At 69.2% G+C, this 23,125-nt stretch carries 23 protein-coding genes and 1 tRNA gene; 7 read left to right on the top strand and 17 right to left on the bottom strand.

Features of this window, described 5'->3' with window-relative positions; translation table 11 throughout:
* Nucleotides 1–330: 330 nt before the first annotated feature.
* The 7 genes from AC3WRN_RS12385 to AC3WRN_RS12355 all read right to left on the bottom strand — a co-directional run bounded on the left by AC3WRN_RS12385 (nt 331) and on the right by AC3WRN_RS12355 (nt 9,429).
* Entirely contained in the window at nt 331–1,059 is a 729-nt protein-coding gene (locus AC3WRN_RS12385; protein WP_492623186.1) for a UDP-2,3-diacylglucosamine diphosphatase, read from the bottom strand.
* Between the two features lie 8 nt (nt 1,060–1,067).
* A complete protein-coding gene (locus tag AC3WRN_RS12380) occupies nt 1,068–1,784 on the bottom strand; it encodes a peptidylprolyl isomerase (protein WP_492623185.1) in 717 nt (238 codons plus the stop codon).
* Nucleotides 1,785–1,850: 66 nt separating this feature from the next.
* A complete protein-coding gene (locus AC3WRN_RS12375; protein WP_068096745.1) occupies nt 1,851–3,368 on the bottom strand; it encodes a Ppx/GppA phosphatase family protein in 1,518 nt (505 codons plus the stop codon).
* An 81-nt stretch (nt 3,369–3,449) separates the two neighbouring features.
* The gene (gene ppk1, locus AC3WRN_RS12370; protein ID WP_068096743.1) at nt 3,450–5,543 is read right to left on the bottom strand and encodes a polyphosphate kinase 1; all 2,094 of its coding nucleotides are present in this window, start codon (nt 5,541–5,543) and stop codon (nt 3,450–3,452) included.
* A gap of 54 nt (nt 5,544–5,597) precedes the next feature.
* On the bottom strand, nt 5,598–6,869 hold the full coding sequence (gene phoR, locus AC3WRN_RS12365; protein WP_492623184.1) for a phosphate regulon sensor histidine kinase PhoR: 1,272 nt from the start codon (nt 6,867–6,869) through the stop codon (nt 5,598–5,600).
* 76 nt (nt 6,870–6,945) lie between these two features.
* Nucleotides 6,946–7,635 (bottom strand): phosphate regulon transcriptional regulator PhoB, encoded by a 690-nt coding sequence (phoB, locus tag AC3WRN_RS12360; protein WP_068096741.1) that lies wholly within the window; start codon nt 7,633–7,635, stop codon nt 6,946–6,948.
* Between the two features lie 90 nt (nt 7,636–7,725).
* Entirely contained in the window at nt 7,726–9,429 is a 1,704-nt protein-coding gene (locus tag AC3WRN_RS12355; protein ID WP_492623183.1) for a M48 family metalloprotease, read from the bottom strand.
* A gap of 127 nt (nt 9,430–9,556) precedes the next feature.
* Here AC3WRN_RS12355 and grxC point away from each other — a divergent pair, with 127 nt between their 5' ends.
* From grxC to AC3WRN_RS12340, 3 genes are all read left to right on the top strand, one after another.
* The gene (grxC, locus tag AC3WRN_RS12350; RefSeq protein ID WP_015448214.1) at nt 9,557–9,820 is read left to right on the top strand and encodes a glutaredoxin 3; all 264 of its coding nucleotides are present in this window, start codon (nt 9,557–9,559) and stop codon (nt 9,818–9,820) included.
* Nucleotides 9,817–10,203, top strand: coding sequence for a carboxymuconolactone decarboxylase family protein (locus AC3WRN_RS12345; RefSeq protein ID WP_068096736.1), 387 nt, complete (start codon nt 9,817–9,819; stop codon nt 10,201–10,203). The genes grxC and AC3WRN_RS12345 overlap by 4 nt, the downstream gene beginning before the upstream one ends.
* Nucleotides 10,204–10,393: 190 nt before the next feature.
* Nucleotides 10,394–11,407: an isocitrate dehydrogenase gene (locus AC3WRN_RS12340; protein WP_492623182.1), complete on the top strand. Its 1,014-nt coding sequence runs from the start codon at nt 10,394–10,396 to the stop codon at nt 11,405–11,407.
* 276 nt (nt 11,408–11,683) lie between these two features.
* Here AC3WRN_RS12340 and AC3WRN_RS12335 read toward each other — a convergent pair whose 3' ends face one another.
* From AC3WRN_RS12335 to AC3WRN_RS12300, 8 genes are all read right to left on the bottom strand, one after another.
* On the bottom strand, nt 11,684–12,145 hold the full coding sequence (locus AC3WRN_RS12335) for a carboxymuconolactone decarboxylase family protein (RefSeq protein ID WP_068096732.1): 462 nt from the start codon (nt 12,143–12,145) through the stop codon (nt 11,684–11,686).
* Between the two features lie 36 nt (nt 12,146–12,181).
* Nucleotides 12,182–13,081 carry an RNA polymerase sigma factor SigJ gene (gene sigJ / locus AC3WRN_RS12330; RefSeq protein WP_492623181.1) on the bottom strand — a complete coding sequence of 300 codons (900 nt, stop codon included), beginning with the start codon at nt 13,079–13,081 and terminating at the stop codon, nt 12,182–12,184.
* A gap of 58 nt (nt 13,082–13,139) precedes the next feature.
* A complete protein-coding gene (locus tag AC3WRN_RS12325; protein ID WP_492623180.1) occupies nt 13,140–14,096 on the bottom strand; it encodes an aspartyl/asparaginyl beta-hydroxylase domain-containing protein in 957 nt (318 codons plus the stop codon).
* 63 nt (nt 14,097–14,159) lie between these two features.
* The gene (locus AC3WRN_RS12320) at nt 14,160–15,266 is read right to left on the bottom strand and encodes a class I SAM-dependent methyltransferase (protein ID WP_492623179.1); all 1,107 of its coding nucleotides are present in this window, start codon (nt 15,264–15,266) and stop codon (nt 14,160–14,162) included.
* Nucleotides 15,267–15,305: 39 nt separating this feature from the next.
* A complete protein-coding gene (thiD, locus tag AC3WRN_RS12315) occupies nt 15,306–16,076 on the bottom strand; it encodes a bifunctional hydroxymethylpyrimidine kinase/phosphomethylpyrimidine kinase (RefSeq protein WP_492623178.1) in 771 nt (256 codons plus the stop codon).
* Between the two features lie 32 nt (nt 16,077–16,108).
* Nucleotides 16,109–17,491 carry a PhoH family protein gene (locus tag AC3WRN_RS12310; protein WP_492623177.1) on the bottom strand — a complete coding sequence of 461 codons (1,383 nt, stop codon included), beginning with the start codon at nt 17,489–17,491 and terminating at the stop codon, nt 16,109–16,111.
* A 64-nt stretch (nt 17,492–17,555) separates the two neighbouring features.
* Nucleotides 17,556–18,017 carry a peroxiredoxin gene (locus AC3WRN_RS12305; RefSeq protein WP_492623176.1) on the bottom strand — a complete coding sequence of 154 codons (462 nt, stop codon included), beginning with the start codon at nt 18,015–18,017 and terminating at the stop codon, nt 17,556–17,558.
* Nucleotides 18,018–18,274: 257 nt separating this feature from the next.
* Nucleotides 18,275–18,793: a glycine cleavage system transcriptional repressor gene (locus AC3WRN_RS12300; RefSeq protein WP_068096824.1), complete on the bottom strand. Its 519-nt coding sequence runs from the start codon at nt 18,791–18,793 to the stop codon at nt 18,275–18,277.
* Nucleotides 18,794–18,967: 174 nt separating this feature from the next.
* Between AC3WRN_RS12300 and dapA the strand changes: the two genes are divergently transcribed.
* Together dapA and AC3WRN_RS12290 are read left to right on the top strand one after the other, a co-directional pair.
* Nucleotides 18,968–19,846 (top strand): 4-hydroxy-tetrahydrodipicolinate synthase, encoded by an 879-nt coding sequence (dapA, locus tag AC3WRN_RS12295; RefSeq protein WP_492623175.1) that lies wholly within the window; start codon nt 18,968–18,970, stop codon nt 19,844–19,846.
* A gap of 51 nt (nt 19,847–19,897) precedes the next feature.
* Nucleotides 19,898–20,488, top strand: a complete 591-nt coding sequence (locus AC3WRN_RS12290) for a hypothetical protein (RefSeq protein WP_492623174.1) — start codon at nt 19,898–19,900, stop codon at nt 20,486–20,488.
* A 65-nt stretch (nt 20,489–20,553) separates the two neighbouring features.
* Here AC3WRN_RS12290 and fdxA read toward each other — a convergent pair whose 3' ends face one another.
* The gene (fdxA, locus tag AC3WRN_RS12285; protein ID WP_068096713.1) at nt 20,554–20,877 is read right to left on the bottom strand and encodes a ferredoxin FdxA; all 324 of its coding nucleotides are present in this window, start codon (nt 20,875–20,877) and stop codon (nt 20,554–20,556) included.
* Nucleotides 20,878–21,028: 151 nt separating this feature from the next.
* A tRNA-Glu gene (locus tag AC3WRN_RS12280) sits at nt 21,029–21,104 on the bottom strand.
* 189 nt (nt 21,105–21,293) lie between these two features.
* On the opposite strand from AC3WRN_RS12280, the gene pcnB reads away from it, so the two are divergent.
* On the top strand, nt 21,294–22,649 hold the full coding sequence (gene pcnB / locus AC3WRN_RS12275) for a polynucleotide adenylyltransferase PcnB (protein WP_492623173.1): 1,356 nt from the start codon (nt 21,294–21,296) through the stop codon (nt 22,647–22,649).
* Complete coding sequence (gene folK, locus AC3WRN_RS12270) at nt 22,646–23,125, top strand: 2-amino-4-hydroxy-6-hydroxymethyldihydropteridine diphosphokinase (protein WP_492623172.1); 480 nt, start codon at nt 22,646–22,648, stop codon at nt 23,123–23,125. The genes pcnB and folK overlap by 4 nt, the downstream gene beginning before the upstream one ends.

Raw genomic sequence — 23,125 nt, 5'->3', positions numbered from 1 at the left:
GGAGGTGTGGACGAACCCTCCCGGGTTCGACAAATTCGTCTGGAACGAATTTGGACAGCCGCAGGCTGGCCCCGGAGCGCGCCAGCGCGCAGGGGTAAACCCCATGGATGGGGTTCACCATCCCGGGCTACACGCCAACGCGACGTCAATAGACGCGCCCCGCGAGGGGCGTTTTGCGTATCTGGCGGAGAGATGAGGTGTGGACGAAATCTCGGCGCGTCCCGCGCTTCATTCTCAGGCTCAGCGCCGTGCCGCTGTCCGCTCCGGCACCACCCCGCCTGTGCGGTCGGCAACTCTACCCGGGATGAAAACGGAGCGCCGCAGGCCAGGTCAGTCGACCGCCAATCCGCGAAGATTCGTGCCGTTTGCGTCCACCTGCAGCACCGATCCGTGTTCGTACCAGTCGCCCAGCACGATCCGTTCGGCAGTCTTGCCGTCAAGATCGAACGAGTGCACGGCCGGCCGGTGCGTGTGACCGTGGATCAGGCGCGTGACGCCGGCCTCGCGCATGGCGCCGGCCACCGTATTGGTGTTGACGTCCATGATGCTTTCCATGGTGCTGCCGGTGTGCGCCTTGCTGTCCGCGCGCGCCTTGGCGGCGAAGGCACGGCGGGCCTCCAGCGGCATGGCCAGGATCTGCGCCTGCCATTCGGGCGTGCGCACCTGTCGGCGCACGGCCTGGTAGGCGAGGTCGTCGGTGCACAGCACGTCGCCGTGCATCAGCAGGGTGCGGCGGCCGTGGATGTCGTGCACGGTGCCGTCGTCGAGCAGGGTCAGGCCGGCGCGTCCGGCGAATGCCGGGCCGAGCAGGAAGTCGCGGTTGCCCGCCATGAAGTACACCGGTACGCCGGCGTCGCGCACGGCGCGGGTGGCGGCGGCGATGCGCGTGGGCAGCTCGTCGTCGTCGTCGTCGCCGATCCAGGCCTCGACCAGGTCGCCGAGGATGTACAGCGCGCCGGCGCCGCGGACTTCGGCGCCGGCGAGATAGCGTTCGAACAGCGCGGTGATCTGCGGGCGGGCAGGGTCCAGGTGCAGGTCGGCGATGAACAGCGTGGCCATCGCGCCGGTCAACCCTTGCCGGGCTTGGCGGTTTTCCCGCGCGGCTTCGGTGCGGCCGGTGCGGCGGCGGCCGGTGCGGGCTTTGCCGGGGCGGCGTTGCTGGCGGCAGGCGCCGGAGACTCCTCGCCGATGACATGGGCGCTCTTGATCAGCACCAGCGGGTCCGGCACGTCGGCGGCGAACGGGCCGAGCGCGCGCGTGGGCAGGGCGGCGATCCTGTCGACCACGTCCATGCCCTTGGCCACCTTGCCGAACACGGTATAGCCCCAGGTCAGTCCACTCTGCGTGCCGGCAAAGTCCAGCCGGCGGTTGTCGACCAGGTTGAAGAAGAATTGCGCGGTGCCGGAGTTCGGATCGGCGCCGCGGGCGACCGCCACCGTGCCGCGCAGGTTGGACAGGCCGTTGTCCGCTTCGCTGGGCACCGCCGAGCGGGTGCGCTTGGGCTGCAGGTCGCGGGTGTACAGGCCGCCCTGCACCAGGTAACCGGGGATGGCCCGGTGCAACAGGGTGCCGTCGTAGAAGCCGTCGCGGACGTACTGCAGGAAGTTGGCCACGCTCTTCGGCGCCTTGTCCGGGTACAGCTCCAGCGTGATGTCACCCTGCGAGGTGCTCAGCACGACCTGCGGCGGTGGCGCGGCGCCGGTGCCGGGCGCCGGTTTGGCGGTCTGCGCCGCCAGCGTCGGCGGCAGGATCAGGAGCAGCGTGGCGAGCAGGAATTTCGACATGGGCATCGGGGTGGTCTGGGCGTCCGGACATGATACGCGGCTGCGGCGGAGACCGGGCCGCCGCGGTCAGTTGCTGGAGATGTCCAGCTTCACGCCCAGTTCGGTCATCGGCGACTGTTCCTGCTGCAGATCGGCTTCGCTCAGCGGATGCTGCTCGAACCAGGACAGTGGCAGGGTCAGGCGCAGCGACTTGCTGGTGGCGGCGAGCTTCATCTGCGGCAGCGACTCGGCCCGGCGCGCACGGCGGAACAGCACGGCCAGGCGCAGCAGCGCGGTGGTGTAGCGGGCGAGCTGGCGGTAGCGCTGCGGCAGTGCGGCCAGCACCACCTTGTCCGGCTTGCGCCGGTGCATCTCGACCACCGCGGCCAGCAACTGCTGTTCCTGCCGGGAGAAGCCGGCCAGGTCGGCGTGACGCAGGATGTAGGCGCCGTGGTGGTGGTGCTGGCTGTGCGCGATGGCCAGGCCGATCTCGTGCACGCGCGAGGCCCACGACAGCCACTCGCGGGCGTCGGCATCCAGTTTCCAGGCACGCGCGACCTGGTCGAACAGCATCAGTGCGGTGGCCTCCACCCGCCGTGCCTGGGCGCGGTCGACGCCGTAGCGGGTGGCCAGGGCGTCGATGCTGGCGGTGCGCGGGTCGCTGCCGCCGGCGCGGCCGAGCAGGTCCCACAGCAGGCCTTCGCGCATCGAGCTTTCGCACACGCGCAGCCGCTCGATGCCGAGCGCGGCGAATGCCGCCTCGAAGATCACCACGCCGCCGGCCAGCACCGGCGCGCGCTCCTCGACCAGCCCAGGCAGCTTGAGCGTGCCGATCTGGCCGTGCTCGACCAGCACGTCGCGCAGCGCGGCGAGCGAGGCCGGGGTGATCCCGTCGTCGGAGAACTTCATCGCCTGCACCACCGCGCCGATCGACTTGGCGGTGCCGGACGAGCCGTAGGCATCCTGCCAGCCCGATTCGCGGTAATCCTCGGCGAACTGCTGCAGCAGCACGCCGATCTCGCTGCGCGCGCGTTGCCAGCGCTTGCGGTTGATCTTGCCGCCGGGGAAGAAGCGCATGGTCGAGGCGATGCAGCCGGCCTGCACGCTCTCGGTGTGCAGCGGCGCCAGCCCGCGGCCGATGATGAACTCGGTGCTGCCGCCGCCGACGTCGATGACCAGCCGCGGTTCGCGTGTGGCGGGCAGGTCGTGCGCCGCGCCGAGGAAGATCAGGCGGCCTTCCTCGCGGCCAGAGACCACCTCGATCGGATGGCCGAGGGCCGCCTCGGCGGCGGTCAGGAAGGTCTGCGGCGAGGCCAGCCGGCGCACCGTGTTGGTCGCCACTGCGCGCACCCGCATCGACGGCAGGCCGGCGATGCGCTGGCCGAAACGGGCCAGGCAGGCCAGCGCGCGGGCGCGCCGTTCGGCATCCAGGGTGCCGTCGGCGCGCAGGCCGGCAGCCATCCGCACGGTGTCGCGCAGGCGGTCGATCACGCGCGGCTCGCCGTGTTCCATGCGGGCCACCACCAGGTGGAAGCTGTTCGAGCCCATGTCCACGGCGGCGAGCAGTTCGCCGTCGCGGATCGGTGTCTGTTCGGCTGGACTCACGCCCGGGCTCCCGCGTCGGCCAAGCGCGGATTCTCGCACGGGCACGTGCCATGGGCGAAACGGTGTTTCATGCGGGCTCGCTCATTTGCAATAGCGCTCGATCAGGCCCTGCTGCGCGCTGTAGGGCGGGTCGCCGCCGGGTTCGGCGCGGGTGTAGCGGCCGTCGGCGCCGAGCAGCCAGGCCTGGGTGTTGTCGGCCAGGCTGTTGGCCAGGGTTTCCTCGAACACCCGCGCGGCCAGTTCGGCATCGAGGATCGGAAACGCCACCTCGATCCGCCGCCGCAGGTTGCGCTCCATCCAGTCCGCGCTGGCGCAGTAGATTTCCGCCTCGCCGTCGTTGCCGAACCAGTACACCCGGCTGTGCTCGAGGAAGCGCCCCACGATCGAGCGCACGCGGATGCGCTCGGAGATGCCCGGCAGGCCGGGACGCAGGGTGCACGCGCCGCGCACGATCAGGTCGATCTCCACGCCGGCCTGCGAGGCGCGGTACAGCGCCTCGATCACGCGCGCCTCGTTCAGCGCGTTGAGCTTGGCCACGATGCGGGCGGGGCGGCCGGCCTGCGCGTGCGCGGTCTCGCGCTCGATCTTCGCCAGCACGCTGGGGTACAGCGTGAACGGCGAGTGCAGCAGCCGCTTCAGCTCGATGATCGGGCCCAGGCCGGACAGCTGCTGGAAGACCTTGTGCAGGTCCTCGCCGATCTCGGGGTTCGCCGTCATCAGGCCGATGTCGGTGTACATCCGGCTGTTGGCCTGGTGGTAGTTGCCGGTGGAGAGGTGCACGTAGCGGCGCAGCGTCTCGCCTTCGCGGCGCACGATCAGCATCATCTTGGCGTGGGTCTTGTAGCCGACCACGCCGTAGACCACCTGCACGCCGGCCTCCTGCAGCCGCGTGGCGAGGCGGATGTTGGCCTCCTCGTCGAAGCGCGCGCGCAGCTCGATCACCACGGTGACGTCCTTGCCGTTGCGCGCGGCCTCCACCAGCAGGTCGACCAGCGGAGTGTCCTCGCCGGCGCGGTACAGGGTCTGCTTGATCGCCAGTACCTGCGGGTCGGCGGCGGCCTGGCGCAGCAGGTCGATCACCGCGGCGAAGCTCTGGTACGGGTGGTGCAGCAGCACGTCGTGCTGGCCGATCAGCTCGAACTTGTTGCGGCTGCTCTCGAGCACGGCCGGCAATTGCGGGTTGAAGCGGGGGAACTTCAGTTCCGGCCGATCCAGCCAGTCGTAGATCAGCCCGGCGCGGATGATGTTGACCGGGCCGTCGCAGCGGTACACGTCGGTCTCTTCCAACTGGAAGTTCTCGATCAGCATCGCGGTGATCGCCTTCGGGCAATCGTTGGCGATCTCCAGGCGCACCGGCCGCGCGTAACCGCGGCCGACCAGCTCTTCGCTGAGCGCGAGGGCGAGGTTCTCCACCTCCGCCTCCTCGACGATCAGCTCGCTGTTGCGAGTGACCCGGAACTGGTACGCGCCGACCACCTTGAGCCCGGGGAACATCAGGTCGGCGAACGCCTGCAGCAGCTCGGCGAGGAACACGAAATGGTCGCCGGGCCCGCTGACCTCGGCCGGCACGCGGATGATCCGCGGCAGCGAGCGCGGCGCCCGCACCAGCGCCATGTGGCCCTCGTGGCCGAACGCGTCGCGGCCTTTCAGCACCACGGCGATGTTCAGCGTCTTGTTGAGGATGCGCGGGAACGGATGCGCCGGGTCCAGCCCCAGCGGCGACAGCACCGGCAGCACCTCGTGCTCGAAGTAGCCGTGCAGCCAGCGGCGCTGGCGGGGGCTCCATTGCTTGCGGGTGAGAATGTGGATCTGCTCGGCGTCCAACTGCGGGGCGAGCTGTTCCTGCCACGCCGCGTACTGTTCGCTGACCAGGTCCAGCGCACGGCTGCGGATGCGCGCCAGCAGCTCGCCCGATGGCAGGCCGTCCGGTCCCGGCGCGGCCGAGCCGTAGGCGTGGTGGCGCTTGAGCGTCGCCACCCGCACCTCGAAGAACTCGTCGAGGTTGTTCGCCACGATGCTCAGGTAGCGCAACCGCTCCAGCAGCGGCACGGTATCGTCGCGGGCCATGGCCAGCACGCGGAAATTGAACTCCAGCGCCGCCAGTTCGCGGCTGAGGTACAGCCCGGGCGCGGTCAGGTCAGTGGCGTCGGGCAGGACGGGGGCGGGCGGGTGCATGCCTCATTCTGGCGCATGGCGAGGGCCAAATGCATGCGCGGCCGCGGCAGGCCTTCAGGTTTCGTCGTTGCCGCCGGGGGGCAGCAGCCGCGCCATGCCGAAGTGGCAGGAGAAGGTGGAGCCCACTCCCGGCGCGCTCTGGATCCGCAGCTGGGCCTGGTGCAGGTTCAGCACGTGCTTCACGATCGACAGGCCCAGCCCGGTGCCGCCGGTCTCGCGCGAGCGGCTGGAGGAGACCCGGTAGAAGCGCTCGGTGAGCCGGGCCAGGTGCGAGGCCGGGATGCCGAAGCCGGTGTCGCTGACCGAGTACGCCGCGCCGGTCGGTTCGCGCTGCCAGTGGATGGTGATGCTGCCGCCGGCCGGGGTGTAGCGCACCGCGTTGCTGGCCAGGTTCGACAGCGCGCTGTGCAAGTCCTTCGGCGAGCCGAGCAGGTCGACCCCGGCGGTGGATTCCAGCACGATGCGGTGGCGGCCCTGGCTGAGCGCCTCGGCCTCCTTGCGCACGGTCGCCAGCAGCGCCTCCATCGGCACCCGCTCGTCGACGACCTCGTGCTGCGTCTCCAGCCGCGACAGGGTCAGCAGGTCCTCGACGATCTGGCCCATCCGCTTCGACTGCGCGCGCATCTCGCCCAGCACCGGCGCCAGTTCGGGCACGTCTTCCGGGTCGAGCAGTTCCAGATAGCCGTGGATCACCGTCAGCGGCGTGCGCAATTCGTGCGAGACATTGGAGACGAAATCGCGGCGGGTCTGTTCGAGCCGGTTCAGGTGGCTGACGTCGTGCGCCAGCAACAATTGCTCGTGGTCGCCGAGCGGCAGCAGGCTGAGGTTGATCTGGCTGTCCGCCTGTCCTGGCGCGCTGGCGTCGTTGAGTGGCGCGCGCGCGCCGTCGCGCAGCCAGTCGGCGAGCTCCGAGCCGGCCAGCCGCTGGGGGAGCGATACCCCGCGGTCCTGCGGGCGGCGCAGCCCGAGCAGGTTCTCGGCGGCGTGGTTGAACCAGCGGACCTGCTGCTGTTCGTCGAGCAGCACCACCGCATCGGGCAATTTGCTGACGGCGTTGCGCAGATCGCGCAGATTCGAGGCGAGGCGGCGGGATCGCGTCATGAAACGGTCATGCTGGAGGGATGTGGCGGTCGCGGATGCGTCCATCATGGTCTGATCTTGATGACGGATCCGCGTCAGCAGCAAGACGACTTCGGCGACGGCGACCAGGGCGATTCCGGCCGCCAGGTGACCCCCGGCCAGCCAGCCCAGCAGCGCACCGCCGCCCAGGCCGGCGGCGAGCGCAGCGGGCAGTTTCCAGGCGGCAGGCGTGGCGGACGGGCTCATGCGGCGCAAGGACTCGGGGCGGCGGAGGCCCAGCATCGGCAAAAGCCGCCGCCGCCGCAAGCTGGCCCGCGCCGGCTCAGATGCTGGTCGAGAAACGGTAGCCGGTGCCGCGCACGGTCTGCACCAGTTCGTCCAGCTTCCACGGCTCCAGCGTCTTGCGCAGGCGGCGGATGTGCACGTCGACGGTGCGTTCCTCCACGTACACGCTGCCGCCCCAGACGTGGTCGAGCAGCTGCGTGCGCGAGTAGACGCGCTCGGGATGGGTCATGAAGAAGTACAGCAGGCGGTATTCGGTGGGGCCGATCGGCACCGGCTCGTCGCCGGCGAAGACCCGGTGCGCCGGGCCGTCGATGCGCAGGCCGCCGAGTTCGACCACGCCGGAGCCGTCGTCGCCCTGGCTGCGCCGCAGCACGGCCTTGATCCGTGCGACCAGTTCGCGGGTCGAGAACGGCTTGACCACGTAATCGTCGACACCGGCCTCCAGGCCGTTGACGCGATCCATCTCCTCGCCGCGCGCGGTGAGCATGATGATCGGAACCTCGCGGCTCAGCTCCTCCTTGCGCAGGCGCCGGGCCAGTTCCAGGCCGCTGGTGCCGGGCAGCATCCAGTCGAGCAGGATCAGGTCGGGCACCTGTTCGGCGATCGCCATCTGGGCGGCGCGCGCGTCGGCCGCCTGCATCGCGTCCATGCCGGCCTTGCGCAGGGCAAAGGCGATCATTTCGCGGATCGAGGTCTCGTCTTCGACGATCAGGATGCGTTTGTGCACGCCGGGGTCCGCATATGTCTTGTGACCATGATATTGCAATGGATGAATGTTACGCGTCGATGACATGGGTCCGGCGTGAAGGGATCCGGGTCACCCCGGCGGCCGCGCGGCGCCGTCCGGGTAGGCGCCGAGGCTGAAGCACAGCCGGCTGTCGCAGCCGCCGTCGGGCCGCAACTGCTGCTGCCGCCCGTCCGGGTTGTCTTCGGTCTTGATCTTGCGCTTGTGCAGCTCCAGCACCAGCGGGGTCAGCTCGCTGATGCGCGCCTGGATGCGCGCCCGCGCGTAGTAGTCCAGGTCGTCGCGCTTGAGCAGCCGCTTGAGCTGTTCCATCGCGTCGAACGGGCGGCCGGAGTAGTAGCTGGCATCGGCGAACGCCTCGCCCGCGCGCACGCTGTCGCCGGCCTTGTCGCTGGCGCGGGCATAGGCGCTGTAGACCTCGGGCTCGCTGGCATCGTCCAGCAGCGGACGCAGCAGGTTCGCGGCGAGGCTGGCCTGCGCCTTGTCGCCGCCGGCGGTAAGCGCCTTGGCGTAGGCGAGCGCGACGGCGCGGTTGCGCGGCGACTGGGTATTGAGCTCGGTATACATCGCCAGCGCCGCGGCGTGCTGCCCGGCTTGCAGGCGGGCATCGGCCAGCGCCAGCTTCAGGATCAGGTTGTCCGGGTGGGATTGCAGCAGCGGCTGCAATTGCTCGGTCGCGGCGCCGCCGCGTCCGCCGCGGGTGAGTGCCAGGGCGTAGCCGTAGCGGTTCGCCGGCGTGTCGAAGTCGGGGCGGGACTGCAGGCTGGCGCCGTAGTAGGTGGCCAGCTTGGTCGCGTCGCCGGCCAGAACGCGCACGCGCTCGCGCATCAGGGCGTAGGTGTCGAGGCCGCCGCGCACCGACGGCCGCAGCAGGGTGGCGGGATCCTTCACGAACGCGATCGGCGCGGTGCTTTTCTCCCACTGCAGCTTGTCCATGACGGTGCCGGGCGGACGCAGCTTCTGCGCCGCGACCAGCGCGCCGGCGCGCGCCTTGGCGTCGCTGATGCGCATCGTCGTCACCGGGTGCGTCTGCAGCAGGGCCGGCACGTCCTCGCCGCCGGCGCCGGCGCTCATCACGTCCTGCATGCGCTGGAAGAAGCCGGCCATGGCGTTCGGGTCGAAGCCGGCCCTGGCCAGCGTCTGGATGCCGACGCGGTCGGCTTCGATCTCGTCCTTGCGGGTGAAGTTGATCGACTTCTGCGCGATCAGCCCCTGGCCGCCGGCCAGCACCGCCATCGGCGCGTCGCCACCATGGCCGCCGGCGCCGGCGGCGATCGCGCCCAGCAGCACCAGCGCCATCAGCGGGGCGTCCTTCTTGGAATCCTCGAACGCGCGCTGCAGGTGGTTCTGGGTGATGTGGCCGATCTCGTGGGCGATCACGCCGGCCAGCTCGCTCTCGTCGCGGGTGATCGTCATCAGCCCGGCGTTCACCGCGATGTAGCCGCCGGGCGCGGCGAACGCGTTGATCTCCTGGTCCTTGACGACGAAGAACGTGAAGTGCTCCTTCGGCTTGTCGCTGCTGGCGGCCAGCCGGTAGCCGAGGTCGTTGATGTAGTCGTCCAGCAGCGGGTCGTCCACCACCATGTCCAGGGCACGCATCTGGCGCAGCATCGAGGCGCCGTAGTCCTGCGCCTCCTGCGGCGAGATCAGCGCATTGGCCGAGCTGCCCAGGTCGGGCAGGCGCACGTTGTCCTGGGCGCCGGCGGCGCAGGCCAGCGCGGCGGTGATCAGCGCCGTCAACAGGCGCGGGATGGGGCGTCGTGGTGCCATGGTCATAGGTTGGGCGACAATAGCACTGTGACCGCGGTTCGCCGTATCGGTTCAGCCAGGGTCCGGCTGCTTGAGCCGGCAGCGGCGCGGCCCCATATCCTGGTGGTCTTTTCCCATTCAGCGGAGTGTCGTGATGTCCAAGATCGAGGTCTATTCCACCGCGGTATGCCCGTACTGCGTGGCGGCCAAGAACCTGCTCAAGTCCAAGGGGCTGGAGTGGACCGAAGTGCGCGTGGATACCGACCCGGCGCAGCGCGACGCGATGCTGGCACGCAGCGGCGGCCGCCGCACGGTGCCGCAGATCTTCATCAACGACCGGCACGTGGGCGGCTACGACGACCTGGTGGCGGCCGACCGCAGCGGCAAGCTGGGCGAACTGCTGGGGCAGGCCGCATGAGCGACCGTCTCGCCGAATTCACCGCGTTCCGCCAGCGCATGAACGAGCGCATCCTGGCCGAGGACAACCAGGTCGTGCGGCGCTTCTTCGCGCTGGACACGCAGACCTACAAGGCCGGCGCGCTGGACGTGAAGACCAAGGAGATGCTGGGCCTGGTCGCCTCGCTGGTGCTGCGCTGCGACGACTGCATCAGCTACCACGTGGCCCAGTGCAAGGACGCCGGCGTGCAGCGCGACGAATTTTTCGAGGTGTTCAGCGTGGGGCTGGTGGTGGGCGGCTCGATCGTGATCCCGCACCTGCGCCGCGCGGTGGACCTGCTCGACCAACTGGAGGCGGGCGCCGCGGGCGATGCGGCGGCCTGCGCCGACCACGCTCCCGCATAGTCGTCGCGCCAGCGCCCGGCGCGACGGCCTGCGTTTTTTTGCAATGCTGCGTGCGAGTATTTTCAACGCCTTGCGGCATGCGCGCCCTGTTCGCACCGGGGCCGATCGGCGATAATCGTCCGGTTTCGGCGCGTGCGCATCCCCATGCGCACGCGCTGCCCGCAGCATTCCGTTCCAAGGAGTTCCCCCCATGAGCAAGACGATTGCCGTGATCCCCGGCGATGGCATCGGCCCGGAGATCATGACTGCCACGCTGCGCGTGCTCGACGCGCTGGACTGCGGCCTCACCTACGATTTCGTCGATGCCGGCATGGTCGCGCTGGACAAGCACGGCGACCTGCTGCCCAAGGCCACGCTGGACAAGATCGCCGAGCACAAGGTCGCGCTGAAGGGCCCGCTGACCACGCCGATCGGCGGCGGCTTCACCTCGGTCAACGTGACCTTGCGCCGCCACTTCGACCTGTACGCGAACGTGCGCCCGGCGGTGAGTTTCCCCGGCACCAAGTCGCGCTACGAGAACATCGACATCATCACCGTGCGCGAGAACACCGAGGGCGCCTACCGCTCCGAGGGGCAGACCCTGTCCGCCGACGGCGAGGTCGCCGAGTCGGTCGCGCGCAACACGCGCAAGGGCAGCAGCCGCATCGTGCGCTATGCGTTCGAGCTGGCGGTGAAGAAGGGCCGCAAGAAGGTCACCGCGGTGCACAAGGCGAACATCCTGAAGACCAGCTCGGGCCTGTTCCTCAACGTGGCGCGCGAGATCGCCAGGGAATACCCGCAGATCGAGTTCAACGAGATGATCGTGGACAACACCTGCATGCAGCTGGTGATGAATCCGTACCAGTTCGACGTGATCGTCACCACCAACCTGTTCGGCGACATCCTGTCGGACCTGTGCGCCGGCCTGGTCGGCGGCCTCGGCCTGGCGCCGGGCGACAACATCGGCGAGGGCGCGGCGATCTTCGAGGCGGTGCACGGCTCGGCGCCGGACATCGCCGGCAAGGGCATCGCCAACCCGTGCGCGTTGCTGCTGGCCGCGGCCGATATGCTCGACCACCTGGACATGGTGGCCAAGGGTGACCGGTTGCGCCAGGCGATCCGCGACACCATGACCAACGACCGCGACAGCGTGACGCCGGACCTCGGCGGCAAGGGCAGCACCGCGAGTTTTGCCGACGCCATCGTCAAGCGCGTCAGCGCCTGATACCTCATCCCGGGGTTGCGCCAGAGCCGCGGTGGCGTTGCCCCGCGGCTTTCGTGTTTCTGCTGCGCCGTCGCCGCGGTCCCTGTGGAGCGGCCGTGCCCGCCGATGCCGCCTCACTACGCTCCGTGGCTTGGCGGATCAGCGAGATCCACCGGCGAGATGCCGGTGGAATCCTCGAAGCTGCCGAAGCCGGTCCAGCCGGCGGTGCAGGCGGGCGAAGCGGGCGCATCGGCCCGGTGGAATGGTGATAGAGGCGGCTGGTCGGTACGGCAGCAGTCAGCCGTGCTGGCCGACCTTGTAGCTGCCGCCGATGGTGCGCGCGGCGATGTTGAGCCGGTTGAAGCTGTTGATCACGCCGGTCAGCAAGGTCAGGTCGACCAGTGCATCTTCGTCGAAGTGCTGACGGGCCTGCGCGTAAAGCGCGTCGGAGACCGCCTCGTGCGAGGTCAGCTCGGTCAGTTCCTCGGCCCAGGCCAGGGCGATGCGCTCGCGCTCGCTGTACAGGGCGGTTTCGCGCCAGGCCGGCAGCACGAACAGGCGCTGCTCGGTCTCGCCGGCGGCGCGGGCGTCCTTGCTGTGCATGTCCATGCAGTAGGCACAGCCGTTGATCTGCGAGACGCGCATCAGCACCAGTTCGATCAGGGCCGGTTCCAGCCGGTTGGCGGCGCGGATGTTCTTGCCGAGGGCGACCAGCGGCTGCATGGTCTGATAGTGGCGTTCAAAGGCAAAACGGGACATAGGGGCTCCTTTGCGAAGACGGCCGGAAGTGGCCGTTCAATGCAAGGACGCCGGTCCCGCCGATTTCGTGACGGCCAGCAGGCGCGCCAGCTTGCCGGGGTGGCGCAACCCGTGCATCGCCGTGATGCGATCGCCATCGCATTCGACCCAGATGACCGAGCTCAGCGTGCCGCCGGCCCACATCAACAACGCCGGTGCGCCGTTGAGGGTGACCAATTCGTAGCGCGGTTCATAGAGGTGGATATTGTTGGCGATCTGCAGGTACAGGCGAGCCAGCCGTTCCGCGCCGTACAGCGGCCGCAGGGTGGCGCGGACCACGCCGCCGCCGTCGCTGATCTGGATCGCATCCTCGGCGAACAGCGCGCGCAGCGCCTCCATGCTGGGCTGCGCCATGGCGGCCACGAAGCGCTCGAGCATGCGCCGCTGTGCCATGGCATCCACGCTGAAGCGCGGGCGTCCTTCGCGCAGGCGCGCCTTGGCCCGGTGCACGCGCTGGCGGCAAGCATTCTCGGCAATGCCCAGGATCGCGGCGGCCTCGGCGTGGCTGTAGTCGAATACCTCGTACAGCAGGAAGGCGGCGCGTTCCTCCGCACTCAGCCGCTCCAGCAACAGCAGGAAGGAGAGGGTAAGGCTTTCGGCGCGTTCCAGTTGCGTCCCGGGTTGGTCCGCGTCCACGGCCAGCGGCTCCGGCAGCCATGGACCGGGGTAGTGCGCGCGTTCGGTCCTGGCGCGGCGCAGGCGGTCCAGGGCGATGCGCGTGGTCACCGTGACCAGCCACGCCTCCGGATCGTCCAGCGCGTCGGTGTCCTGTGCGTGCCAGCGCAGCCAGGCATCGTGCAGCACGTCCTCGGCGTCGCCGGGCGTGCCGAGCATGCGGTAGGCCAGACCGAACAGGCGCTGGCGGTGTTGCTGGAACAGGGCGGTTTGCGGGTCCATGGAACGCTCCGGGGGGATGGCCCAGCCAGGACACGTTGCTGCCGCGAAACGTGACCGCTCAGCGGAAGATCGGCCAGGGCGCCAGGAAGACCAGCCAGATCAGCAGCAGGATGCCGGCGTACTTGCCGGCCTTGTACAGCTTCTTGTGCCGGCTCTTGAACACGGCCTTCCACGCATGCGCGGCGCCCTTGCGGCGCTGGCTGAGCGCGAACAGGCGGTTGATGAAGCCGGTCTTCTCCGTTTCGCCTTCGGTGTTCGGCGAGGCGGTGATGCGACCCATGAACGCGCCGACCCGGTGGTTGATCGCGCTCATCCAGCGCGTGCGCAGCGGGCGCTCCACGTCGGCGAACAGGATCACCCGGGTCTGCTCGGTGGTGTTCTCGGCCCAGTGCACGTAGGTCTCGTCGAACACCACGTCCTTGCCGTCGCCCCATGCGTGCTCCTCGCCGTCGACGAAGATGCGGCAGCCCCGCGAGTTCGGCGTGATCAGGCCCAGGTGGTAGCGCAGCGAACCGGCGAACGGGTCGCGGTGCGGGTTGAGCTTGCTGCCCGGCGGCAGCAGCGCGAACATCGCCGCCTTCACGCTGGGAATCGAATTCAGCAGGGCTACCGTCTGCGGGCACAGCGCCTCCGCCGAGGCCAGCGGCTCGCCGTACCACTTCAGGTAGAAGCGCTTCCAGCCCTGCTTGAAGAAGCTGTTGAAGCTGGCGTCGTTGTTCTTTGCGGCGGCGCGGATGTAGCCCTCGTCGAACAGGTGCGTCGCCTCGTCGCGGATCGCCTGCCAGTTCGCCTGCAGCAGGTCCAACTGCGGGAAGCCGCGGCGGTCGAGGATGGGCCGGGCCGGTACCGCCGAGAACGCGTACATCAGCAGGTTGTACGGCGCGAACACCGCCGAGTGGTCGACCAGCTGGCGGTCGAAGCGCAGCCGCACGCGGCCGCGCAGGTGCACCAGCAGCACGCACAGCGCGAAGAAGGCGAACAGGGCCAGCAGGACGAGGCGCGGGGTGAGGATCATGATCGGTGCGGGCAACCGTGGAATGACTGTCGGTCAGGCATTCTACTCGCTTGGCCGCCGCCGCTATCGCGCCGCAGCCCCTGCCTTCACCTGCTGTTGCCGGGTCAGCTCGACGTGCCGCTGCGGGCTGACCGGTTCGAACACGGGCAGGGTCACCGTGCCCTTGTGGCGCAGCGCGGCGATCATGTTGGCGGCGGGGTAGCGGCCGGTGGCGAGGGCAGCCGAATCCAGCGCCTGCACGCGGTCGATCCAGGCGCGGTCGCCGGCCTGCTGCGGGTCGAAGTTGAAGCCGATCCGCCGCTCGACGAACGGCATGATGGCGCCGCCGAAACTGAAGAACAGCTCGAAATCGAACTCCACCAGCAGGCAGCCCACGATGTCCTGCGCACGCACGCCCTCGTTCGAATAGGCGGCGTGGTTGATCGGGCGGTAACGCTCCGATGCCGTGTTGAAATGGCGGTCGTGGCGCCGGCCGGGCGGCAGCGTCGCCCACGCTTCCTGCACCACGCGTTCCACGTCCGGCCACAGCTGGTGGCCGTTGCGTCCGACGATGTCGGAGCTGAGCAGCACGCCCTGCGCCGCCAGCGAGCGGCGCAGCGAGCGGCAGAACGTCTCCAGCTCGGTGACGTGGTGGAAGCACTGGTTGACGATGATCGCGTCCTGCCCGGGCAGGTCGAACGGCAGGTTGCAGTCGCGCACCTCGAACGCCATCGCCGCGACGACGCCGCGTTCCTGCGCCATGGCCTCGGCCCGGCGCAACAGGGCGCGGTTGAAGTCGAGGCAGATGATCCGCGCCGCGATGCCGTCGGCCTGCAGCCGGGCGGCCAGCTCGATCTCCATGCCGCAGGCGCCGGTGCCCACGCTGAGCACGCGCACGGGCCGGCGCTCGCCGGCCGCGCGGCGGCGCACGTGGTCGAGGAAGAAGCCCTCCGGCGAACCGATGCCGAGCCGCTGCGCATCAGGCGCCAGGAAGCGCCCCGACCAGTAGTCGAAGATCGGCGGCAGCGTTTCGCCCTGGTATTGCGGGGTGGCGCTGAACGCGATGCGTTCGGCCAGGGCGAGCAACCGGCGGCGGGCCGGCGCCGGTAGCGAGCGCGCCAGCAGGGCGATGGTGCGCTTGGCCGGCAGCCGGTGGCGGTAGGCAAAGTCTTTCAGCTGACGGGAAAGCATCGTCGGGGAGTGGCTCGGGTGGCGGAGCAGGCGGAGGGTTCAGTGCCGCAGCACGTGGACGCCGCCGCCCCCGGGCTGGTAGCTGCGCCGCAAGGCACGATCCACGTAGGCTACCGCACGACGCACGGCCGAGCGCGGCGGACGGCCCTGCGCGAGTTCGGCAGCGATCGCCGCGGCCAGCGTGCAGCCGGTGCCGTGGCCCTCCAGCGGCAGCCGCGGGTGACGCAGTTCCAGCATGCCGCGCACGTCGTAGTAGCGGTCCACCACCTCGTCGCCGCCGGCATGGCCGCCCTTGAGCAGCACGCCGGCGGCGCCGAGCCCGAGCAGGGCCGCGCCGGCGGCATCGCACTCGGCCGGAGTCCGGATCGGCCGGCCGAGCAGCGCCTCGGCCTCGGGCAGGTTCGGGGTGAGCACGTCGGCCAGCGGGATCAGTTCGCCGGCCAGGATGTCGACGGCCTGCTCGTCCAGCAGGCGGGCGCCGCTGGTGGCGATCATTACCGGGTCGACCACCAGCCACGCCGGCTTGCGTGCGGCCATCTCGTGCGCCACCAGCCGGGTGACCGCAGCGCTGCCCAGCATGCCGGTCTTCACGGCGGCGACCGGAAAATCGTCGAATACGGCGGCGAGCTGGCTGCGCACGTGAGCCCGCGGCACCGCATGCACGGCATCGACGCCGCGGGTGTTCTGCGAAGTGATCGCGGTGATCACGGAAAGCCCGTGCACGCCATGGGCATGGAAGGTTTTCAGATCCGCCTGGATGCCCGCGCCACCGCCGGAGTCGGAGCCGGCGATGGTGAGGGCGCAGGGCACGGGCGCCGGTTCGGCGCCTTTCCGCGTTCCGGTCAAAGCGCCTCCGCCGCGAAATCCGCCAGTCGCGAACGTTCGCCGCGGCGCAGGGTGACGTGCGCCGAATGCTCCCAGTTCTTGAAGCGGTCGACCGCGTAGGTGAGGCCCGAAGTGGTCTCGGTGAGGTAGGGCGTGTCGATCTGCTCGACGTTGCCGAGGCAGACGATCTTGGTGCCGGGACCGGCGCGGGTGATCAGCGTCTTCATCTGCTTCGGGGTGAGGTTCTGCGCCTCGTCGATGATCAGGTAGCGGTTGAGGAAGGTGCGCCCGCGCATGAAGTTGAGCGAGCGGATCTTGATGCGCGAGGCGAGCAGGTCGTTGGTGGCCTGGCGGCCCCAGCTGCCGCCGTCCTCGGGGTTGGCGAGCACCTCGAGGTTGTCGGTGAGGGCGCCCATCCAGGGCGTCATCTTCTCTTCCTCGGTGCCGGGCAGGAAGCCGATGTCCTCGCCGACGGAGACGGTGGCGCGGGTCATGATGATCTCGCGGTAGCGCTGCTGGTCCATCACCTGGGCCAGGCCGGCGGCCAGCGCGAGCAGGGTCTTGCCGGTGCCGGCGTTGCCGAGCAGGGTGACGAAGTCGATGTCCGGATCCATCAGCGCGTTGAGCGCGAAGTTCTGCTCGCGGTTGCGCGCGCCGATGCCCCACACGTGGTGGTTGGCGTGCGAGTGGTCGTCCAGCAGCACCAGCGTGGCGCTGACTTCGTCGAGGTGCAGCACGCGCAGCTCGATCGCGTTCTCGCCGGGCAGGTACAGGCATTCGTTCGGGTACCAGGTTTCCTCGTCGCGCCGCTTCACCTCGTAGAACGTGCGGCCGCGCTCGGTCCACGAGCGCACCTCCGGGTGCAGCTCCCAGAAATCCTCCGGCAAGGCGGTCGAACCGGTGTAGAGCAGGGAGAAATCGTCCAGCGCGCGGTCGTTCTCGTAATCCTCGGCGACCAGCCCGTTGATGCTGGCCTTGATCCTGAGATTGATGTCCTTGGTGACCAGGATGACGTCGCGGCCTGGGTTCTGGTCGCGCAGCTCGATCACCGCCGCCAGGATCTGGTTGTCCGCCTTGGCATGGCCGTTGCTGCTGGTGCGGTGCTGGAAATACAGCCGGCCGACCGAGGTGCCGCGCTTGAGCTTGACGCCCTGCGGGTTGCTCAGTTCCAGGCCGTCGGCGAGGTCGTGCTGCTTGCCGCGCTCGATCAGTTCGTTGAGGAAGCGGCTGGCCTGGCGGCCGTTGCGCGAGACCTCCGAGGCACCTTTCTTCTTTTCGTCCAGCTCCTCCAGTACGGTCATCGGGATAAAGACGTCGTGTTCCTCGAAGCGGAACAGCGAGGTCGGGTCATGCAGCAGGACGTTGGTGTCGAGAGCGTAGATGCGCTTGCTTCCGGTCATGCGGAAGTGTCCTCGCTGGTGGGTGGAGGGAGCCTGCAGGCGGTTGCCATGGATGGGGTGACGGTCAACGGGCGGGAATGGCGTCGAGCACGGCCTGGGCGTGTCCGGGCACCTTCACGCCGCGCCATTCGCGCGCCAGCTTGCCGTCGGGGTCGATCAGGAAGGTGCTGCGCACGATGCCCATGTGGCGCTTGCCGTACAGCACCTTCTCGTGGATCACGTCGAACGCGCGGCACCAGGTCTCGTCGGGATCGGATACCAGCGGGAACGGCAGTTCCTGCTTCGCGGCGAAGTTGGCGTGCGATTTCCGCGAATCGCGCGACACGCCGACGATCTGCGCGTGGCGCTTGCGGAAGGCGGGGTAGAGATCGCGGAAATCCTTCGCCTCGCTGGTGCAACCGGGGGTGCTGTCCTTCGGGTAGAAATACACCACGATCCACTGGCCCTTGAGGCTGGCGAGCCCGAGTTCGCCGCCGTCGCCGGTGGCGCCCGTCAGCGGGGGCAGTTTCTTGCCGATATCAGGCATGGAGAGTCCTGCACGGCGATGCCGTGCCGCGATGGAAGATGGAAAGGGAGCTGAGCGGGGCGTCCCGGGCCGGAGAAGCGACGGCGAGGCCGGCGAAGCGCCTTGATGCGCCCGTGGCGATCGGCGTGAATCGACGCGCTGGTTGCAATGCAACGTCCCTCTGGCGGTACTCGGCTACAGACTAGCGCGGGCGAGGCGGCGCAGGACAGTCCTTGTCAGGAACGCGCGATCGCGCGATGCTCGAAAGACTGCTGCGCTCAGAACTTGACCGGGTCCATGATCGCGTCGAGGTTCAGCCCGTCGCACAGTTCCAGGAAGTCGTCGCGCAGCGCGGCGATGTGGATTTCCGCCGGAATGCCGATGGTGAACTGGGCCTGGAACATGTCCGCCCCGGTCTGCATCGCCTGGTAGCGGGTCGAGTTCAGCTGTTCCACGCTGATGCCGTGCTGACTGAAGAATTCCACGATGCGCGCCACGATGCCGGGTCGGTCGGCGGCCACCACTTCCACCAGGTAGGGCAGCAGGTGCGAACTGTTCGCGCGCGGACTGGTGCGGTAATGCACCAGCCGCAGGCTCTCGTCCCGGGCCAGCTTGGTCAGCGCGGTTTCCAGCTTGGCCAGCGCGTCCCAGGCGCCGCTGGCCAGCAGCATCAGCGAGGTCTCGGTGCCGATCGTGGATACGCGCGATTCGGAAAGGTTGCAGCCGGCGTCGGCGATCCGCTTGGCCAGCGCCAGCAGTGGCGACTTGCCTGCCGTGGTAAGCGCCTGGATCAGCAACTGGTTGTCGTTGCCCGAGCGCGGTGGGACGGTGGAGGATTTCAAGAGGGCAGGCCTGTGGGCGACGGTCGTCCGCACGATGCGGAAGCGTGAGACTACACCGGTCGAGCTTACTTGCCCGCCTCGCGAGGCGGCAAGTAACATGCGAGTCTTGCCTTGTAGCGGAATCGAGTCTTGAACATTCGCGGAAGCATCTGCGCGCTGGCCACCCCGTTCGCGGCCGACGGCGCGCTCGACCTGGCCGCGTTCGGCCGGCTGCTCGACCATCAGCTGGCCGGCGGCACGCAGGCGCTGGTGGTGGCCGGCTCCACCGGCGAAGCGCACATGCTGGAGCATGACGAGTTCGACCGGCTGCTGGCGTTCGCGCTCGAGCATGTGGCCGGACGGGTGCCGGTGATCGCCGGCACCGGCGAGGCGGGCACCGCCAAGACGGTCGCGCTGACCCGCCGCGCGCAGGCGCTGGGCGCCGACGCGGCGCTGGTGGTGACGCCGTACTACGTGCGCCCCACCCAGGAAGGCCTGCGCCGGCATTTCCTCGAGGTGGCCGAGCACGGTGGCCTGCCGGTGCTGCTCTACAACGTGCCGACCCGCACCGGCTGCGACCTGCTGCCGGAAACCGTGGCCGGCCTGCGCGACCATCCGGCGATCGCGGGAATCAAGGAGGCGCGCGCCGATCGCGAGCGGATTTCGGCGCTGGCGGAACTTGTGCGCGAGGATTTCGTCTATCTGTCCGGCGACGACGGCAGCGCTGGCGAGGCGATGCTGGCCGGGGCGGCCGGCACCATCTCGGTGGTGGCGAACCTGGTGCCGCGGGCATTCCGCGCCCTGTGCGACGCGGCGGCCGCCGGCGACCGGGCGGCGACGGCACGCTGCCATGGCGCGCTCGAGCCGCTGCTGCAGGCGTTGAACTGCGCTCCGAACCCGATCGCGGTGAAGGCGGGCCTGCCGGCGCTGGGGCTGGGGCTGGCCCTGCCGAGGTTGCCGCTGGTGGAACTGAACGACGGCCCGGAACGCGCCCGATTGCACCAAGCGCTGTCCAGTCTGGCATCCTAGGCGACTGCGGCCGGTTGACGGTTGCCTGCCTTACTCACGGAATCTGACTACATGAAGAAAAGCTCGCTCCTCGTGGCCCTGCCGGCCCTGGCCCTCAGCGGCCTGCTGCTTTCCGGCTGCGGTGCGTTCCGCTCGCACAAGGCCTGGGACACCGCCCTGCAGGAATCGCCGCTGGAGATCCCGCCGGGCCTCGACCGGCCGTCGACCACCGAGGCGCTGTCGATCCCGCCGCCGGGTGCGAACGTGCCGACCGCCAACGGTGCCACGGCGCGCGTGGGCTCGGCCGGTGGCCAGATCTCCGACGGCTTCGTGCTGGCCGACAACGTCGACAACGCCTATCGCCGGGTCGGCCAGGCGCTGGAAGGGGGCAACCTGGGGCAGCTGGTCGGTCACGACGATGCCGCGCACAGCTACACGCTGAACGTTTCCGATGCAGTGGCACAGCAGAAGAAGAAGGGATTCTTCGGCCGCATGTTCGGTCGCGACAAGGGCGGTGCCGCCCCGGCGCCGGGTGCCGGTTCGCACCAGGTGGTGGTCAATGTCGGCAGCAGCGGCGAGAAGGCCAGCGAAGTGCGCGCCGAAGGCAACGCCGCGGCGGTAGCCAAGGTGATCGATACGTTGAAGTCGCGCCTGGGCGGCTGATCCCCGCACTCGGCACGACGAAAAACGCCGCCCCGGAGGGCGGCGTTTTTGCTTGCGGGGCGGGCTCAGCGCTGCAGCAGCCCGAGCTTGTCCGGCTTGCCTTCCCACTCCTTGGCATCGGGCAGGGCGTCCTTGCGCTCGGTGATCACCGGCCAGCTCTTGGCCAGCTCGGCGTTCAGCGCCACAAACTCCTCCTGGCCGGCCGGCACGTCGTCTTCCGGATAGATCGCGTTGATCGGGCACTCCGGTTCGCACAGCGTGCAGTCGATGCACTCGTCCGGATCGATCGCCAGGAAGTTCGGACCCTCATGGAACGCGTCGACCGGGCAGACCTCGACGCAATCGGTGTACTTGCACTTGATGCAGTTGTCGATGACGACAAAGGTCATGGAGGCAATTCGGCTGTAAGAGATGCGGTCGGAGGGCTCTTGTGAAGAGTGCGGCCATGGATGGCCGCCTTTAGTCTAGCCAACGGCCAAGCACCGTGGGTTGTAGAGTCTCTTCCGGATAGCGGCAATCATGGACGATTGCACAAACAAATGGCGCTCCCTACGAGGTTCGAACTCGTGTTCCCGCCTTGAGAGGGCGGTGTCCTAGGCCACTAGACGAAGGGAGCGTTATGTTGCGAGGCGCGCTAGTATAGCGGAATTGTTTCACCCGGCAATGCTTGGCATGCATCGTCCTGCGCCGGTCGGAAACACGCCCTGCCGGCGCCAGCGCCCCGCGCCCCGGGACGATTCGCGGCGCTGCGCACCGCGATATATTGCAACCGAAGGGGCAGCCGCCCTGCCAGGATCCCGACCGCTTGAATCCCGAATCAAGGACCGACCCCACGCTGGCGCTGCGGATCATTCCGCGCGACCAGCACGTCATCTCGCGCAAGAACATCAGCAAGGCGGCGCTGCGTGTGCTGTACCGCCTGAACGAGGCCGGCTACGCGGCCTATCTGGTCGGCGGCGCGGTGCGCGACCTGCTGCTGGGGCTGCGGCCGAAGGACTTCGACGTCGCCACCGACGCCACCCCGGACGAGGTGAAGAAGCTGTTCCGCAACTGCCGCCTGATCGGCCGCCGCTTCCGGCTGGCGCACGTGGTGTTCGGCCCGGAGATCATCGAGGTGGCCACCTTCCGCGGTACCGGCGAGGAGGGCGGCGAGGGCGATCGCCACATCGTCGACGGCCGCATCGTGCGCGACAACATCTGGGGCAGCATCGAGGAGGACGCGGTGCGCCGCGACTTCCGCGTCAACGCGATGTACTACGACATCAGCGATTTCTCGGTACGCGACTACGTCGGCGGCATGCGCGACCTCGAGGACCGCGTACTGCGTCTGATCGGCGATCCCGACACCCGCTACCACGAGGACCCGGTGCGCATGCTGCGCGCCGCGCGGCTGGCGGCCAAGCTCGGCATGAGCATCGATGCCGCCGCGATGGCGCCGTTCGAGACGCTCGGGCCGTTGCTGGCCGACGCCGCGCCGGCGCGGCTGTTCGACGAGTCGCTGAAGATGTTCCTGGCCGGCAACGGCCTGAAGAGTTTCCGCATGCTGGAACAGAGCGGCCTGCTGAAATTCCTGTTCCCGGCCACCGCGCGCGCGCTCCGGCGCGGCGACGAGGCGCTGCGCTCGCTGATCGAGCAGGGCCTGGCGAACACCGACGCGCGGATCGCCGAAGGCAAGTCGGTGACCCCGGCATTCCTGTTCGCGGTGCTGCTGTGGGGCGAGGTGCGCGACGTGGCGCAACAGCTGATCGGCCGCGGCGTCGAAGGCAACGAGGCGTGGTCGCGCGCCGCCGCGCAGGTGGTCGGCGAGCAGTGCCAACGGGTGGCGATCCCGCGCCGGTTCACCTTCACCATGGAAGAGATCTGGTCGCTGCAGCCGCGCTTCGAGCAGGTCCAGCGCAAGCGCGTGTTCCGCCTAATGGCGCACCCGCGCTTCCGCGCCGCGTTCGACTTCCTGCTGCTGCGCGCGGACGAATCGCCGGCGCTGCGCGAACTGGGGCGGTGGTGGGCGCATGCGCAGCAATTGCCGCCGGACGTGCTGGCGGCGGCGCTGCCGGCCGGCGGCGGGGCCGTCGAGCACCATGCCGTGGTACCGGCAGTTACCAAGCCGCCGCGCCCGCGCCGGCGCCGACGCCGGTCGGGTAACAAGTCGGGCTCCGCGTGACCCTGGCCTACGTCGCCCTGGGCAGCAACCTCGGCAACCCGCGGCAGCAATTGCTCGATGCGCTGGACGAGCTGTCGCGGCTGCCGCAAACCCGCCTGCTGCAGCACTCGCGCCTGTACCTCACGCCGCCGTGGGGCGTGACGGAGCAGCCGCCGTTCGTCAATGCGGCGGCGGAGCTGGATACCGCGTTGTCGCCGCACGCCCTGCTGGATGCCCTGCTGGCGATCGAGCAGCGCGCCGGCCGCGTGCGCGCCGAGCGCAACGGGCCGCGCACGCTGGACCTGGATCTGCTGCACGTCGATGGCGTGCAGCTGCACGACGCGCGGCTGAGCCTGCCGCACCCGCGCATGGCCGAACGCGCGTTCGTGCTGTTGCCGCTGCACGATATTGCGCCCACGCTGCACCTGCCCGGGCAGGGCATGGTGGCCGAGCTGCTGTCACGGCTCGACCAGACAGGCTGCGAACGAGTGGCTTGA

This window comes from Rhodanobacter sp. FW101-FHT13A11, assembly GCF_058790335.1.
Note: the sequence above shows the minus strand (reverse complement) of the source record. Positions and strands in the feature narration are given on the sequence as shown.